The sequence below is a fragment of the Lysobacter korlensis genome (genome assembly GCF_042434515.1).
On the sequence record NZ_JBHLTG010000009.1, the window covers coordinates 59,412 to 74,191 of the forward strand.

General features: G+C 70.0%; 13 protein-coding genes. 6 read left to right on the top strand and 7 right to left on the bottom strand.

Translation table 11 applies throughout. From position 1 onward, the window contains the following. Window positions 1-12 precede the first annotated feature (12 nt). Window positions 13-411, top strand: coding sequence for a DUF1801 domain-containing protein (locus tag ACFFGH_RS28170; RefSeq protein ID WP_386674876.1), 399 nt, complete (start codon window positions 13-15; stop codon window positions 409-411). 19 nt (window positions 412-430) lie between these two features. Here ACFFGH_RS28170 and ACFFGH_RS28175 read toward each other — a convergent pair whose 3' ends face one another. Beyond that, window positions 431-2,254 (bottom strand): AfsR/SARP family transcriptional regulator, encoded by a 1,824-nt coding sequence (locus ACFFGH_RS28175; RefSeq protein ID WP_386674879.1) that lies wholly within the window; start codon window positions 2,252-2,254, stop codon window positions 431-433. A gap of 346 nt (window positions 2,255-2,600) precedes the next feature. Here ACFFGH_RS28175 and ACFFGH_RS28180 point away from each other — a divergent pair, with 346 nt between their 5' ends. Then, window positions 2,601-2,798: a hypothetical protein gene (locus ACFFGH_RS28180; RefSeq protein ID WP_386674882.1), complete on the top strand. Its 198-nt coding sequence runs from the start codon at window positions 2,601-2,603 to the stop codon at window positions 2,796-2,798. Window positions 2,799-2,846: 48 nt separating this feature from the next. Here ACFFGH_RS28180 and ACFFGH_RS28185 read toward each other — a convergent pair whose 3' ends face one another. The 3 genes from ACFFGH_RS28185 to ACFFGH_RS28195 all read right to left on the bottom strand — a co-directional run bounded on the left by ACFFGH_RS28185 (window position 2,847) and on the right by ACFFGH_RS28195 (window position 7,295). Continuing rightward, window positions 2,847-6,314, bottom strand: a complete 3,468-nt coding sequence (locus ACFFGH_RS28185; RefSeq protein ID WP_386674885.1) for a DEAD/DEAH box helicase — start codon at window positions 6,312-6,314, stop codon at window positions 2,847-2,849. Window positions 6,315-6,381: 67 nt separating this feature from the next. Further along, window positions 6,382-6,831 carry a hypothetical protein gene (locus tag ACFFGH_RS28190; protein ID WP_386674888.1) on the bottom strand — a complete coding sequence of 150 codons (450 nt, stop codon included), beginning with the start codon at window positions 6,829-6,831 and terminating at the stop codon, window positions 6,382-6,384. A gap of 128 nt (window positions 6,832-6,959) precedes the next feature. Next, a complete protein-coding gene (locus tag ACFFGH_RS28195) occupies window positions 6,960-7,295 on the bottom strand; it encodes a hypothetical protein (RefSeq protein WP_386674891.1) in 336 nt (111 codons plus the stop codon). 171 nt (window positions 7,296-7,466) lie between these two features. Here ACFFGH_RS28195 and ACFFGH_RS28200 point away from each other — a divergent pair, with 171 nt between their 5' ends. From ACFFGH_RS28200 to ACFFGH_RS28210, 3 genes are all read left to right on the top strand, one after another. Beyond that, a complete protein-coding gene (locus tag ACFFGH_RS28200; RefSeq protein ID WP_386674894.1) occupies window positions 7,467-8,903 on the top strand; it encodes an MDR family MFS transporter in 1,437 nt (478 codons plus the stop codon). Between the two features lie 129 nt (window positions 8,904-9,032). Beyond that, a complete protein-coding gene (locus tag ACFFGH_RS28205) occupies window positions 9,033-10,868 on the top strand; it encodes a hypothetical protein (RefSeq protein ID WP_386674897.1) in 1,836 nt (611 codons plus the stop codon). 135 nt (window positions 10,869-11,003) lie between these two features. Further along, window positions 11,004-11,663: an MmpS family transport accessory protein gene (locus ACFFGH_RS28210; RefSeq protein ID WP_386674900.1), complete on the top strand. Its 660-nt coding sequence runs from the start codon at window positions 11,004-11,006 to the stop codon at window positions 11,661-11,663. Between the two features lie 207 nt (window positions 11,664-11,870). On the opposite strand, the gene ACFFGH_RS28215 is transcribed toward ACFFGH_RS28210, so the two are convergent. Continuing rightward, window positions 11,871-12,416: a COG4315 family predicted lipoprotein gene (locus ACFFGH_RS28215; RefSeq protein WP_386674903.1), complete on the bottom strand. Its 546-nt coding sequence runs from the start codon at window positions 12,414-12,416 to the stop codon at window positions 11,871-11,873. A gap of 649 nt (window positions 12,417-13,065) precedes the next feature. Here ACFFGH_RS28215 and ACFFGH_RS28220 point away from each other — a divergent pair. Then, complete coding sequence (locus ACFFGH_RS28220) at window positions 13,066-13,446, top strand: (deoxy)nucleoside triphosphate pyrophosphohydrolase (RefSeq protein ID WP_386674906.1); 381 nt, start codon at window positions 13,066-13,068, stop codon at window positions 13,444-13,446. Between the two features lie 13 nt (window positions 13,447-13,459). Here ACFFGH_RS28220 and ACFFGH_RS28225 read toward each other — a convergent pair whose 3' ends face one another. Then, the gene (locus ACFFGH_RS28225; RefSeq protein WP_386674909.1) at window positions 13,460-14,173 is read right to left on the bottom strand and encodes a zf-HC2 domain-containing protein; all 714 of its coding nucleotides are present in this window, start codon (window positions 14,171-14,173) and stop codon (window positions 13,460-13,462) included. Beyond that, on the bottom strand, window positions 14,170-14,676 hold the full coding sequence (locus ACFFGH_RS28230) for a sigma-70 family RNA polymerase sigma factor (RefSeq protein ID WP_386674912.1): 507 nt from the start codon (window positions 14,674-14,676) through the stop codon (window positions 14,170-14,172). Before ACFFGH_RS28230 ends, ACFFGH_RS28225 begins: the two co-directional genes overlap by 4 nt. Window positions 14,677-14,780 lie beyond the last annotated feature (104 nt).

Below are 14,780 nucleotides of genomic sequence, written 5' to 3' on the forward strand. Positions count from 1 at the left end.
AGGAGCAGCGGCATGGCAGAAGGCATCGTGACGTCGAGTGACGCGGAGTTCCGCGGCATGCTGAGTGAGACGCCGGGACCGATCGCGCAGCTGGCACTGAAAGCCCGAGCGCTGATCTTCGACGTGCTGCCGCAGACCGTCGAGGTGGTCTGGCCGCACCAGAAGACGGCCGGTTACGGCACCGGGCCGAGAAAGATGACGGAGCACTTCATCTGGCTGGCCCCGCACACCAGGCATCTCGTGTTCGGCTTCTACTACGGAAGCGAGCTGCCGGCGCCGGAGGGCCTGCTGGAGGGCACCGGCCGGCTGATGCGGCACGTCAAGATCCGCGGCGACGCCGACCTCGAGAACCCGGAGCTGCGCCGCCTCATCGAGGCCTCGACCACCCATCGCGTGCCGCCGCCCCGCTGATCGGCGCGCCATTCGCGACTCAGGCGTGCGCCAATGCAGGCCGCACCCCGGCATCCGCGGCCAGCGCGTGCAGCGCCGGGTTGTCGATGGCGGCGACCAGCAGCGAGGCGGCATCCTCCGCGCCATCCTCGCGGAGGCGCACCCGGTGCAGCGCCGCCCGGGCCACCATCTCCCGCATGCCGCGGCGGGAGGCGAAGTCGTCGAGCATCCCCACCCAGCCGGGTGCCTCGTCCATGCCGTTGCGAACCGCGAAGTCGCACAGCGAATCCAGGCAGGCGGCTTCGATCCAGTCGTAGCTGTCTCGCACGCCGTGGCAGGCGGCGAGTCCGTCTCGCAGCAGCTGAAGCGCGTCGGCGTCCCGCCCCGCTCGCGCCGCAAGCAGTCCGCGACCGCGCAGCGAATAGCCCTGCCACGCCGGATCGCCGACCTGCACCGCCAGCTCGTACGAGTGGTCGAGCTCCTCCGCCGCCTCATCGATCCGCCCCGCCGCAAGGTTCAGTTCCGCCCGCATCGCCTCCGGGAACGGCAGGAACGAGGTCCAGCCGGCGTGCCGGGCGGTGCGGCACGACGTGTCGAGCGCCGCGCGGGCCGCCGCCTGGTCGCCGCGCAGCAGATGCACCCGCCCGAGTCCCGAGTTCGCGAAGGCGACGGGGCGCGGGTCGAGCATCTCCCGGCCGAGCGCCCCGGCCTCGGTGAGCACCGCCACGGCACGCTGGTAGTCCGCCTGGTCGCTCCGGCCGAGCCCGGAGTAGATGCCGATCCACGCCCGCAGCGCGGGGCGGTCTCGGGCGACCTCCGCGGCCCGCGCGAGCCAGAACTTCGACCGGGGGTAGTTGCCCCGAAGCAGCTCGATGTGCCCGAGCTCATAGAAGGCGTGGGCGGAGATGTGATCGGCGCCGGTAGCCCTCGCCCGCATCGCGGATTCGTGCAGCAGCGTCACCGCCTCCTGGTCGCTCCCCCGCACACCGTGCACCATCGCGGTGCCGAGGGTCTCCAGCGCCTGGGCGAGCAGCTCCGGATCGCGCAGCCGCCGAGCGCCCTGCACCGCCGAACGCAGCAGGTCGATGGCGCGGTCGTACCCACCGGCCCGGTAGCTCGCTGCGCCCGCCTCCAGCTCGGCGAGGATCGCGCCGCGCGTTGCCGCCGACGGCGGGACGGCCGGCGGCTGCAGCGCTCTCGCGACGGCCGGTGACGGATCAGCGCCGAGCTCCCGTCGGAACAGGACCAGACAGCGCTCGACCTGTCGGCGCGCCTCCGCCAGCTCTCCCGAGGCCACGAGCGCACGGACGAGCAGCTCCTGACTGGACTCGTTGAGCGGCTCGGCGGTCACCGCCCGCGCCGCCAGGTCGACGGCCGCGCCGGCGTCGTTCTCCGCCAGTTTCCGGTGGGCCGCCTCCTGCAGCACCGCCTGTGTGATCCGCATCAGCCGCCGGCGCTCGGTGGAGAGCCACACCTCGAAGGCGGCTCCGACGTGGGGTGCGATGCCGTCCAGCAGCCGCATGCCGAAGCCAGGAAGCGCCAGCGCCTCGGTCGGCGACCGGTCGGTGAGGACGCGCACATCCACCGTCGTGCCGTCCTCGAGCGCCAGGCACACCGGGTCGCCGTCGATCCGAGCCGACGGTCCGAGCGCCCTCCGCACCTGGGACAGGGACCAGCGCAGCGTGCCGGCCGGGTCGTCCGCCTCATCGAACAGCAGCTCGGCCAGGCGGGACCGGGGAGGCATGTCGCTGGAGAGCAGAAGATAGGCGAGCAGCGCCCATGACTTGCTGCCGCGAGGCGGCGGCACGTGCGTGCCGTCGGCCTCGATGCTCGGTGGGCCGAGCAGGTTGATCCGGGTGGCCATAGGCCCTCCTCAACCCCGTGACGCGAGGTGACGGGCCATATTGTGCCACCGTCTCGCCGTCACACGAAGGGTCACACGTCCCTCCAGGATGCTCACTTCAGCACGCACGGGAGCGGAGGTGAAAACTCGTGATCATGCTCCTTGTCGCCACCGCCGTCGCGGTGGCCGGCGTGGTCGGAACCGCCCTGACGCTGCGCAGGGACGGCTACCACCAGATCCCCACAGAGCTCCGCTACTGACGTCGCGACTCGGTCGCGTTCCCTGGCCGCGCGACGACGCTGTTCCCCCCAAGGTTTTCTTCTCCACCCACGCCACCGCTGGTGGCACTCCCCGACGAGGATTCTCTATGGCGTTCACGCCGTCTCTCCCCCGCACTCTGTCCCTCCGCGAACGGGTGCTGCAGTCGCTCGCGGCGTACCTTCCCGAGCGGCCCATCCAGCGCCCGGAGCTCTCCCCCGAGCAGCGCACCCACCGCATCGCGATGGAGCGCCTGATGCTCGAGCGAAGCAGCTCAGCCGTCAGCGCGTCACCCTGGCCCCGCTGACGCTCGACGCAGCCGGGGCGGCGGCACCACTCCTGCCCCGGCTGTTCCCTATTCCGCGAGGATCGCGCGGAGGTCCTCGGCGGTCAGCGCCGAGCTGAAGGCAGCGCCTTCCTCCAGCACGGAGTCGAACAGCCGCGCCTTCTTCTCCTTCAGCGCCATCACCTTCTCCTCGATCGTGCCGGCCGCGACCATCCGGTAGACCATCACGTTCCGCGCCTGTCCGATCCGGTGGGTGCGGTCGACGGCCTGCGCCTCCGCGGCCGGGTTCCACCACGGGTCCAGCAGGAACACGTAGTCCGCCTCGGTCAGGTTGAGGCCGAACCCGCCCGCCTTGAGGCTGATCAGGAACACGGGCGACTCACCGTTCTTGAACCCGTCGATCACCTCACCGCGGCGGCGGGTGGAGCCGTCGAGATAGGCGTATTCGATGCCGCGCTCGCCGAGCCGGGCGCCGACCTTGCCGAGGTAGGAGGTGAACTGGCTGAACACCAGCGCGCGGTGGCCCTCGGCGAGTACGTCATCGAGCTGCTCGAGCAGCGCGTCGAGCTTGGCTGAGCCCACGGAGGCGTACTGCTCGTCGACGAGCGACGCGTCGAGGCTCAGCAGCCGCAGCAGGGTGAGCGACCGGAACACGATGAACCGGTTGCGGTCGAGGTCCTCCATCAGGCCGAGCAGCTTCTGCCGCTCCCGCTGCAGGAACGTGTCATACAGCGCCCGATGGTCCGGGGTCAGCTCGATCTGCAGCACCTGCTCCTGCTTCTCCGGCAGTTCGGTCGCGACCTGCTCTTTGGTGCGTCGCAGCATCAGCGGGCGGATGCGGCGGCGCAGCTTCGCGAGCCGGTCGGTCGCGGCGTTCTTCTCCGAATCCGGTTCCGGTGCTCCCGGTCGCTGAGCCGGTCGAAGCGGCCGGATCCCCGCGACCGCGCGCACCCCCGACTTCCGCTCGATCGGGCGCTGGTAGTGCTCGGCGAACCGGCGGGAGGAGGGGAACAGGCCCGGCGACACGATCGCGAAGAGCGCCCACAGCTCCGACAGGTTGTTCTCCATCGGCGTGCCGGTGATCGCCAGCTTGAACGGCGCGGCGAGGTCGCGGGCGCCCTGATGCGCGACGGAGGCCGCGTTCTTCACGAACTGCGCCTCGTCGAGGATCAGCCCGGCCCAGTCCTGCTTCCGGTATTCGTCGGAGTCCAGCCGGAACAGCGTGTACGAGGTGACGACGACATCCGCGCCCGCCGCCGCCTCCGCCACCGTGATGCGGCTCTTCGCGCGGGTGCTGGTGATCCCGGCCACGGTGAGACCGGGCGTGAAGCGCGCGGTCTCGCTGATCCAGTTCGGCACCACGGATGCCGGCGCGACGACCAGGAACGGTCGCCGTTCCGCGGCGGGCGTCTGCTCCTTGGCATGGGCGATCATGGCCAGGGTCTGCAGCGTCTTGCCGAGCCCCATGTCGTCGGCGAGGATGCCGCCGAGGCCGTGCTTCCAGAGGAACGCCAGCCACCGGAAGCCGTCGAGCTGGTACGGGCGGAGCGTCGCGGCGACCTGCTGGGGCACGGGCACCGACTCCACACCGGTGTCGGTGAGTCCGGCGACCAGCTCGCGCCACGCCTGTGCGGGCTGCGCCTCGTCGGCGAGGTCCTCGAAGTCGGCCCACAGACTCGCCTGGGAGCGGCTGATCCGCGGGCCGGTCTCCCACTCCTCGAGGGTGCGGGCTTCCTCGATCAGCTCCCGGAGCCGGTCGAACACCGGCCGGCCGAGCGACAGGTAGCTGCCATCGGTGAGCAGCAGCTTCTTCCGTCCCTTCGCCAGCGCGGTGAACAGCGGACCGAACGGCACCTGTTTCCCCTCGACGGTGACGATCACGCCCAGGTCGAACCAGTCCCGCTCGTCCGTCTCCACGGTGGTGACGGTCAGCTTCGGGACGGCGGTGAGCTCCCGGTAGTCGGGCTTCTCGCCGCCGATGTCGACCCGCACACCGTCCATCGCCTCCAGCAGCGGCAGCACCCGCTCGGTGAACTCGGCCGCCGCGATCCCCTGCAGCTCCAGGCTCGGCAGGATGGGATCGTCGTCGCCGGGAATCCCCGCGGCCCGCAGCAGCGCGTCCGCGCGTCGGCGGAGGTCCTCCTCCGCCGCGGGGTCCCGGTGCGCCGCCGCGGCCGCATCGCCGGACAGCTCGGCACGGATCGCCGCGCCGCCCGAGCCGTACTCCCAGTGCCACGCCAGCCGGAGGAGGTGCTTCGGGCGGAAGCCGGCGGTGAGCACCAGCGTGGGTGGTGCGATCTCCGGGAACTGCACCGAGCCATCGGAGCTCATGACCCGCATGCTGCGGCGGAGCACCGGGTAGAACCGGTCCAGGAACTCGGGCACGCCGTCCGCCGGGATGCGCGCCGGAGCGGTGGGCTGGGTGAGCAGCCGCTGCTGCTCCGCCGTCAACGGACCCGCGGTGGGGGCGAGGACGATGTCGACCTGCTCCGGGGGTGCCCCGTTGCCTCCGCGTTCGACGCTGTACAGGCCGTGCCCGCCGATCAGCCGCACGGAGGCGGACGGATGCGGTTGCCCGTCGATCGTGACCGCCGGTGTGAGCCGCAGCGAGCCGTTCTCGGCGAGTGCCACGTCGAGCGCGACCTCCGCCGCGCCGCCGACGGTGACGGTGACGTTCTTCTTGTTCCCCACCAGTTGGATGCCGATCCGGGCGGCGTCGTCGAGCAGATGCCAGAGCAGCGGGTTCGCGAAGTCGTCGATGTCGAGCCACTCGGTGTCGCCGCGGTACACCTGCGGTCCGGTGCGGTGCAGGGCGGGGTACTGGGTGAACCAGCGATGATGCTCCGGGTCGAGGTTCAGCCGATTGAGCTGGTACACGACGTTGCTCCAGGTGACGTTGGCCTTCACCCAGTTGCCGGTCTCGCTGCGCACCACCGGGCGCACCCCGAGCCGCTGTTCGAGCCGCCTGCGCGATCCCGATGCCGACGAACCGGGAGCAGGTGAGCCGAGTCTGGTGGTGGGAAGCCCCGCCCTGGCGAGCGGCCCGCTCCCGGTGGGAACCTCGTGCAGCCCGAACTGGAGCGCCATCGGCGTGGCGGCGGTCGGTGGCGGGTTCTCGGCGGAGGCATCGCCGCCGATCAGGTCGGTGAGCGCCGACCGCCATGTCTGGGGCTCCGCCGTGACCGATGCGCGGCCCGATGCAGATCGCCCGCCGGCTGACGCGCGCTCCCGCACCGCCTGCGCGTTGCTGGCGACCAGCACGGCGGCGACGTGCTTGCAGTCGCCGCCTACCGGGCAGTCGCAGGAACTGCGGGTTGGCCGCCCCGCCCCGCGCGCCACGTCGACGTCGATGAAGCACGAGTACGGGTGCGGCCGCGTCCCCTGCACCACTCCGCGGAGCCGGCCATCCGCCTCACGCCACTCGAAGGACGCGACGGCGCCGGATCTGGCGTAGTCCTGACCGCGGCCGAACGAGGCGACGCCGACGAGCCGGACGATGTCGGCGACGTCCACCATCGGGGAGCTGACCGGCGACACGCTCCCATGCTAGGTCGCGGCACCGTTCCGCCGGCACGCGCCAGCGGCTTGGCGCAGTGCCGCACCATCACACGTCGCGGAACGCCGGGTGCCGCAGGCGCGCACGGCCGCTGTCGATCGCGGCGCGGGCATGCATGAGGGGCGTGACCAGTTCGTCGTGGTTCACCAGGTGCCTGCCGAGCATCCAGCCGATCAGCCGGTCCACCATTCGCAGCTGCACCCGCAACACCATCGGCTCGCGGGGCACCATGCTGTTGAGATAGCCGGCGAGCGCGAAGATCAGGTCGTCGGCGTGCATGGTCCGGGCGAACGCGCCCTCCGGCTCGAACTCGCGCTCCGTGGCGAGCAGGATCAGGTCGTCGGCGACCAGCACCTGCTCCCCCGCCGCCTCCAGGAAATGCCGCAGCGAGACGTCGACGAACTCGATGCGCTCCCGCGTGATGCCCCGCTTCCCCTCGAGTTCCGCGGCGAAGAACTCGGTGAGGATCGTGTCGATGGTCGGTCTGGTCCCCGTCATGAGGTCAGGGTGCCGAGCACCTCCGACATTGCCGCCCAGACCTGCCGTCGTCGCCGATATTCCCTGGAAACGCTCACCTGTGAGCGGGAGGCCCAGCAGGCGCGGCGAGCGCCGCCGAACCCGTTCGCTCAGCCTGCGGTGCGCATCCAGCTGTAGACGAGCATCCAGACGTAGGAGTTGCCGAGCACACTGATCACCATCGCGGCGGCGCCCCATGCCCTCCCCCGGCCGGTGATCACGGCGGCGAGGCCGAGCAGGAACGACAGGATCATGCCGGAGCTCTGCACCAGCCACAGGGTCGACGAGATCGACGCCTGTTCGGCCATCGACGGGATGCTGAGCAGGAGGGTGCCGAGCGCCAGCAGCAGGAAGAGCAGCACCGCCAGACCGAACGCCGTCAGGCCAACGTCCATCCGGGTCTTCCGGCGCGGATACTCGACCGCGCGGCCCACCGGTATGGTCATGCGCGAAAAGCTACTCCGCATTCCCGGCGCGCACTACGCCCGTAAGGGTGGATGGCCGAGCGCCGCGGCAGCCACCCGGCGGATGCACCCGTTCACCGGATCGGGAATGATCGCAGGACGCCGCGGCTTGGGTTAAGAGTCCCGGAATCGGGCGGGCGGATCGGAGCGCGGGTGGCGGACAGCAATGTCGGGTTCCGGTCCGAGCGCGGCCCGATCCTCATCGCCCTGATGGTGACCACCGGTCTTGTCGCGATCGAGTCGACCATCCTCGCCACCGCGGTGCCGTCGATCGTGGACGACCTCGGCGGCTTCGCCGAGTTCCCGTGGCTGTTCTCGGTGTACCTGCTCGCCCAGGCCGTGTCCGTGCCGATCTACGCGAAGCTGTCCGACACCCTCGGACGCAAGCCCATCATCCTGTTCGGCGTCGGCGTCTTCCTCGTCGCCTCGATCCTCTGCGGGGTCGCGTGGAGCATGCCGGCGCTCATCGCCTTCCGGGCGCTGCAGGGCCTCGGAGCCGGCGCGGTGCTGCCGATGGCGATCACGATCGCCGGGGACATCTACACGGTCGCCGAGCGGGCGAAGACCCAGGGCTACCTGGCGAGTGTGTGGGCGGCCTCGAGCGTCGTCGGCCCGACCCTCGGCGGGGTGTTCAGCGAGTTCCTGTCCTGGCGCTGGATCTTCTTTGTCAACCTGCCGCTCGGCGCCCTGGCCATCTGGCTGCTGGTCGCGAACTTCCGCGAGAAGGTCGTGCCGCAGCGGCACAAGGTCGACTACCTCGGCTCGCTGCTGCTTATGGTGTCGCTCAGCCTGCTCATTCTCGCCGCGCTCGAGGGCGGCCAGGCGTGGGCGTGGAACTCGCCGCAGAGCATCGGCGCCTTCGCGATCGGCGGGATTCTGCTGGCCGCGTTCTTCGCAGTGGAGCGGCGCGCCGCAGAGCCGGTGCTGCCCCTCGGCATCTTCCGCCGCCGGCTGATCCTCACCACCACGCTGATCTCGCTCGGCGTCGGTGCGATCCTGATGGGCCTCACCTCCTACGTGCCCACCTACCTGGAGGGCACGATCGGCGTCTCGCCCCTCGTCTCTGGACTCGCGCTTGCGGCCCTCACCCTCGGGTGGCCGATCTCCGCGACGCTCTCCGGGCGGCTGTACTTGAACATCGGGTTCCGCAGCACCGCGCTGCTCGGGATGACGATCGTCGTCGCCGCGACCATCCTGCTGGCCGCCACCGCGTCGACGCCGTCGGTGGCGATCGTGGCGGTCTCCTGCTTCATCGCCGGGCTCGGTATGGGTCTCGTCGCCACGCCGACGCTGATCGCCGCCCAGTCGAGCGTGCAATGGAGCGAGCGTGGTGTGGTGACCGGCACGAACATGTTCTCCCGATCCGTCGGCAGCGCGGTCGGCGTCGCGATCTTCGGGGCGCTGGCGAACGCGATCTTCGCCGGGTCCACATCGGAGGTGCCGGCGCCCGCGCTGGTCGAGGCGGCATCCTCGAGGGTGTTCACCGCCGTGGCGATCGCAGCCGTCGCCACCGTTGCGGCGGCGATCGCAATGCCGAACGGACACACCGAGCACCTGACGAACGTCGAGCCGGCACCGAGCGAAAGCTAGCGCTCGCACCGACAACGCCACGGCGCTTTCCAGGCTTCCCTGCCGGGGCCGGGCGCCACGCCCAGGAGGGTGCCGGCACTGTTACTGTTCCCAGCATGGGGGCACTTCCCCGGCGTTCTTGGGGGAATGATGAAGAAGTTCTGGGCGTCGGCGTTGACCGCCGTGCTGAGTGGGGCTGGCCTTGTCGCGACGGCGTCGCCGGCAGCCGCGGCAGAGGTCGCCGCGGTGGTTTCCGGCGCGTGTGTCGACGGAGCGAACGAGACGACGGTCTCGCTCACCAATGACGAGGCGACGGACGTCCTGTTCGTGCTGACATTCACGCGCGACGGTGTTCCGGATGCGGGCGAGATGCCGGTCGCCGCGGGTGTGTCCGATGCGTACTCGACGTCGTTCCCCGAGGACTCGTCGACGCGGGTGACGGTCACCGTCGGCGATGGCCCCCAGGCCCAGGTCGTCGCCGATGAAACGATCGAGGTGAACTGCGAGCCGGACGTCCCGTTGCACGAAGCCACCGCTCCGACGGTGACCGGCCTCCCCGCGCCCGGCGCAACACTGACGGCCGTCCCCGGGGAGTGGCTGCCGTCCGGTGTCGTCTTCGCCTATCAGTGGATGCGCGACGAGATCGACATCCCGGGTGCTGACGACGCCACCTACATCGTCGCGGAATCGGACCGTGGGACCACGCTAACCGTGCGCCTCACCGGCACACTGCCCGGCTTCATCACCGAGTCCCGGACGAGCACCGGGACCGCGATCCCGGAGGTTTTCACTACCGCGCCGCTTCCGACGATCACCGGCCTCGCCGCGGTCGGCACCGTGCTGCTCGCCGACGCGGGCACCTGGGTTCCGGCGGCCGACTCGCTGACCTACCAGTGGTTCCGCGACGCCACCCCGATCCCGGGTGCGAACGCATCCACCTACGTGCTCACCGGCGCCGACGCCGGCTTCGCCATCAAGGTCCACGTGACGGGCGCCAAGGCCGGGTTCGAGAGCGTGACCGCGTCCAGTGTTGCGACCCTCAGAGTGTTGTCGGCTGGCGCGCCCGCCATTTCCGGGGGCAAGGACGTCGGGAAGGTTCTCACGGTGACGCCGGGGACGTGGGGGCCGAGCCCAGTCACGCTCAGCTACCAGTGGTTGCGCAACGGCAGCGCGATCTCGGGCGCGAACGCCGCCACATACAAACTGGGTAGCTCGGACGCCGGCCGCTCCGTCTCGGTTCGGGTGACCGGCAGCAAGGGCGGGTTCCCGTCCGTTGCGAAGACCAGTCCCGCGGTGGCGGTGAACGGGATCCTCACGGCGAAGACGCCGACGATTTCGGGCACGGGGGCCGTCGGCAAGACTCTCACCGCATCCGCCGGGACGTGGGGTCCGAGTCCCGTCACGCTGAAGTATCAGTGGTACCGCAACGGCGCAGCGATCTCGGGCGCCGTCGCGAAAACGTACCGGCTGGTCACGGCCGATGCCGGGCGATCGATCACGGTGAAAGTCACGGGGAGCAAGAGCGGCTACACCTCCGCTTCGAGAACCAGCTCCGCGAAGATTGTTCTGAAGCTGCTCAAGACCGCCACTCCGAGGATCTCCGGAACCGCCAAGGCTGGCCAGACACTGACGGTGCTGCGCGGAACCTGGGGCCCCACCCCGGTGACGCTGAAGACCCAGTGGTACCGGAACGGCGTCGCGATTTCGGGCGCCACCGGCTCCAGCCTCAAGCTGACGACCAAGGACGCCGGCAAGTCGATCACGGTCAAGGTCACGGGCAGCAAGAGCGGCTACAGCACCGTGTCGAAGACGAGCGCGGCGAAGACGGTGTACAAGCCGGCCCGGCCGGCGGATGTCGACTGCAACGACTTCGGCGGCAACTGGTCGGCAGCGCAGGCCTGGTACAAGAAGTACTACCCGTATTACGGCGACGTGGCTGACCTCGACCGCGACAACGACGGCATCGCCTGCGACAGCCTGCGCTGACTCGCGGTCAGCCGGGCGGCTGGTGTGCCTGGCGCGGGTATGCGATGCTGAAAATCGCCCGTAAATGCGCGATTCGCTCTTGACACGCCTTTTGGGGTCTGCGTACGGGAAGCCACCTCGTGTCAACATCGCTTCATGTCAGACGCACAGCAACCTGTAACGTACGCCGCACCTGCGCCGGCTCCCGCACCGATCAAGAAGGCAAACGGCCTGGGGATCGCCTCCCTGGTGCTCGGCATCCTCGCGCTGGCCGGTTCGTTCATTCCGTTCATCAACTACGGATCGGGGTTCTTGGCGTTTCTGGGCCTGATCTTCGGCGTGATCGGCCTATTCATCAAGTACCGCGCACGCGGGATGGCGGTCGCGGGAACGATCATCAGCGCAATCGCGCTCATCCTCTCCATCTTCCTTTCCATCGCGTACACCGCAGGTTTCGTCAACTCGATGAACGAGAACATGGCCGAAGAGGAGGCCGCCGCAAACCGGGAGATCACCGTTGTCTACGAAGTGGAAGGTGCGGCTCAGGACGCGTCGATCTACTACGTCTCCGCCGACGACGAAGGCAGCGAGCAGGTCACGGGTCACGCGCTTCCCTTCACGAAGGAATACACGGTCAAGGCCGGCGGCGAATGGGACTGGAGTTTCTACAGCCTCAACGCAAGCAACGGCATCGATGACACCGGAGAGATCACCTGCAGGATCACGATCGACGGCGAGGTGGTGTCCGAGAACACAAGCACTGGGGAGTTCGCTTCCGCGAGTTGTGACTCGAGCGGATTTGGAGGGGACGAGTAAGTCTTCCGAGTCAGAAGGCGGTGTCCACCTCCGGTGACACCGCCTTCTGTCGCTGACCGTGGGATCCGGAGTGGTCGTACTCGACACGCCGAGAACGAGCCGGCCGGGCCCGTTTCGGCCGGCTCGTTCCGCCTGGTGTCAGGCAGCCGCGGAGGCCCCCGGAAACGGAACCCGGACCGGCCACCGCGGCCGCGTTCATGAGGTCGGTCAGTAGCCGAACCCGCTCGACTCCATCTCGTCCCGGATCGGCTCACCCGACGGGTCGAGCACCCACCAGATGCCGCCGACCGCCTGTCCGGTGACGTCGCCGGGAGCCTCGTCCAAGTGCCACAGGTAGAGCGGCCAGCCGTTCAGCGTGACCTGCAGCTCACCCTCCGGCGTCTCGATCGTGCCCAGCTCGCCCGTGACGCCGGTGCCGGTCGGCATCTCGGAGGTGGTGATCACCGGCGGCCATTGCTCGAGGCACTGGCCGGTGCAGGCGCTCGTGTCGCCGCCCTTGGTGTCGTTGTCGAACATGTACACCGTCATGCCGTCCGCGTCGACGACGACGTCACCGAGGTCGGTCGGCGAGACCATGAGGGCCACGTCCCCCTCGGCCGGCTCCTCGGCGGGCTCCTCCTCGGTCGGTGTGGTCTCCTCCGGCGCCTCCTCGGAGGTCTCCTCCCCCGCGGGCGGCGCGCTCGTGGGCGAACATCCGGCGATGCCGACCATGGCGAGCGCCGCCACCGCGAGCACGGGAATTCGTGTCTTCATTGCACTTCCGCTTCCATATTTCAGCGATACAGGGATGTCTGCTTCTGACTAGGAACACGAAGTCGAGAGCATCCCGGTTCACCGCACACCGCACCCGGATCCGTTCACACCGGGTGAACACGGAGTCGCCCACGACCATGTCCCCTGAACTGGCGGTGTCGCCGACGCGGTTGTCCTCCATATGGTGGACTCGTGTCCCCCGAATGGCGGACGCACCGCACGCCGACGGATGACCCAGCCGAAGGCGACGCGGGCAGAGCCGAAACCCCCTCGGCTCGCGGCTTCTTCCCGAAGTGAGGTTGCAATGACGGTCCCCCGCCGGATCACCGAATGGTGCCCCGAGTGCTACCGTCCCGTGCGCGGTTTCGGCGCGGTGATCTGCCCAGACTGCGGAGCAGTCAGCCCGAGGGCGGGGTACGCCGGGATCGCCCGGAAACGGCGCGTGCAGCCGGAGCGTCCGAAGAAGCGGTCACGGTACGCGATCGGACGGGCCGCCTGATCCTGCGCCGCCGGAAATTCCGCGCCGCCCGGAACGCCCGCCGGCTGACCGGCCGGCTGACCGGCCGGATGCGCTGACCGGCCGGATGCGCTGATCGACACCCCGTACCGTTGAGCCAGCGATGCGGAAGCGGGGCAAACGATGGAGCCGGTGAGAGTGGTCGCCGCCGTGATCACCCAGAATGGGCGCATCCTCGCCTGCCGGCGTGCACCCGGCCGGGCCGCGGCAGGCAAGTGGGAGTTCCCGGGCGGGAAGGTCGACCCCGACGAGTCGCCCGAGGCCGCCCTTGCCCGGGAGATCCAAGAAGAGCTCGGCGTCGAGGTGGAGATCGGCGCCCTGCTGCACCGTGCGTCCACACTCGTCGGCAATACGGTCATCGACCTGAGCTGCTTCCAGGCATGGCCGACCGGGGAGCTGCCGCACCGGAGCACGGATCACGACGAGCTGCGCTGGGTGCCGGTGAACGAACTGCGAGCGCTCGACTGGGCGGAGCCGGACATCCCGGCCGTCGAAGCCCTCTCCGCCGGCTGACCGACGGCGACCGTCACTCGAGAGAAGCGGTGAGCAGCACGTCGCCGTCAACGCTCGAGCGCACCTCGACCGTCTCGATGTCGTCCGTCGGGGTGTCGATCGTGGCGCTGACCTCGACGGTGTGGCCGGCCCGAGAGGTCCACGTCGACACCCGCCGCGCCTCACCCGCCGCATCGATCACGAACAGGTCGTAGCTGCGCTCCCGGCCGTCTCCGCCGCCGTACGGGTAGCTGCAGATCATGTCGAGGTGCGTGCCCGCATCCGTCGGCGTCAGCTCGACGGTGGCGGTGAGCGGGATGTCGATCACCGGGTCGAGCTCTGCGGTCACCGTTTCGGCGGGACGGTCGATCAGCTGCGGGACGGCGAGGGTGCCGATCACCCCGGCGGCGGCGGCCGCCGCGGCGAGCACCCAGGTCCCCGCCCGGCGGCGTCGTCGGTCCCGGCGGGCCGCGAGCTCGAGCCGCGGCAGCAGGCTGGCCGGCACCTCCTCCGATGGCACCGGCGAGTCGAGCAGCGCCAGCCCGTCCTCTCGCGGCACTCGTGAGAGCAGCCCGGGCATTCCGGCGAGCGCCGCGACACCGGCGGCGCACTCGGCGCATCCGCGCAGGTGCTGCTCGAACTCGCGCCGCTCGGCGGGCGACAGCGCACCGAGCACGTAGGCGGCATCCCACTCGGCGTAGGCGGCATGATCCGCGGCGGGGCCGGTGTTCCGAGGACCCGCGCTCATCGGGTCACCCCTCTCTCTTGCAGGGCCAGGCGCAGCGCGCGCATCCCGTAGTGCAGCCGCGACTTCACGGTGCCCTCCGGGATCTGCAGCTGCTCGGCGGTCTCCGCGACCGTGCGGCCGGCGAAGTAGGCATGGACGATCACGGCGCGGTGGTCCACGGACAGGGTCGACAGCGCATCCGCGACGATCCAGGACTCGAGGATGGCGTCGGTCGCATCCGTGGACCGCTCCTCCGGCACCGTGTCGGTGACGATCTCGTGCGCCGCGCGGGCGCTGCGGCGGCCGTCGATGACGAGGTTCCGGGCGACGGTGAACAGCCACGCGCGCGCCGACTGCTCGCTCTGGTCGAGCACCGACGGGTGCCGCCAGGCGCGCAGCAGGGTCTCCTGCACGATGTCCTCCGCGAGGGCTCGGTCGCCGGTGAGGTGCACGACGTAGCGCCACACCGCCGGCGCGTGCTCATCGTGCAGGGCGCGAAGGAGCCGTGCGTCGCTGTCCGTCACGGCCACCTCCTCACCTGGAACACGGGATACGGGGCCGGAAGGTTCAGCGGAGGCTCGGCATGCCGTGCTGCGGGGCCTCCGGTGCACTCAGTGTGGTCGCCTCC

Excerpts from the sequence above, each read along its gene's own strand:
- ACFFGH_RS28170 (WP_386674876.1), top strand. The coding sequence starts at position 13 with ATGGCAGAAGGCATCGTGACGTCGAGTGACGCGGAGTTCCGCGGCATG.
- ACFFGH_RS28175 (WP_386674879.1), bottom strand. The coding sequence starts at position 2,254 with ATGGCCACCCGGATCAACCTGCTCGGCCCACCGAGCATCGAGGCCGAC.
- ACFFGH_RS28180 (WP_386674882.1), top strand. The coding sequence starts at position 2,601 with ATGGCGTTCACGCCGTCTCTCCCCCGCACTCTGTCCCTCCGCGAACGG.
- ACFFGH_RS28190 (WP_386674888.1), bottom strand. The coding sequence starts at position 6,831 with ATGACGGGGACCAGACCGACCATCGACACGATCCTCACCGAGTTCTTC.
- ACFFGH_RS28195 (WP_386674891.1), bottom strand. The coding sequence starts at position 7,295 with ATGACCATACCGGTGGGCCGCGCGGTCGAGTATCCGCGCCGGAAGACC.
- ACFFGH_RS28205 (WP_386674897.1), top strand. The coding sequence starts at position 9,033 with ATGAAGAAGTTCTGGGCGTCGGCGTTGACCGCCGTGCTGAGTGGGGCT.
- ACFFGH_RS28210 (WP_386674900.1), top strand. The coding sequence starts at position 11,004 with ATGTCAGACGCACAGCAACCTGTAACGTACGCCGCACCTGCGCCGGCT.
- ACFFGH_RS28215 (WP_386674903.1), bottom strand. The coding sequence starts at position 12,416 with ATGAAGACACGAATTCCCGTGCTCGCGGTGGCGGCGCTCGCCATGGTC.
- ACFFGH_RS28225 (WP_386674909.1), bottom strand. The coding sequence starts at position 14,173 with ATGAGCGCGGGTCCTCGGAACACCGGCCCCGCCGCGGATCATGCCGCC.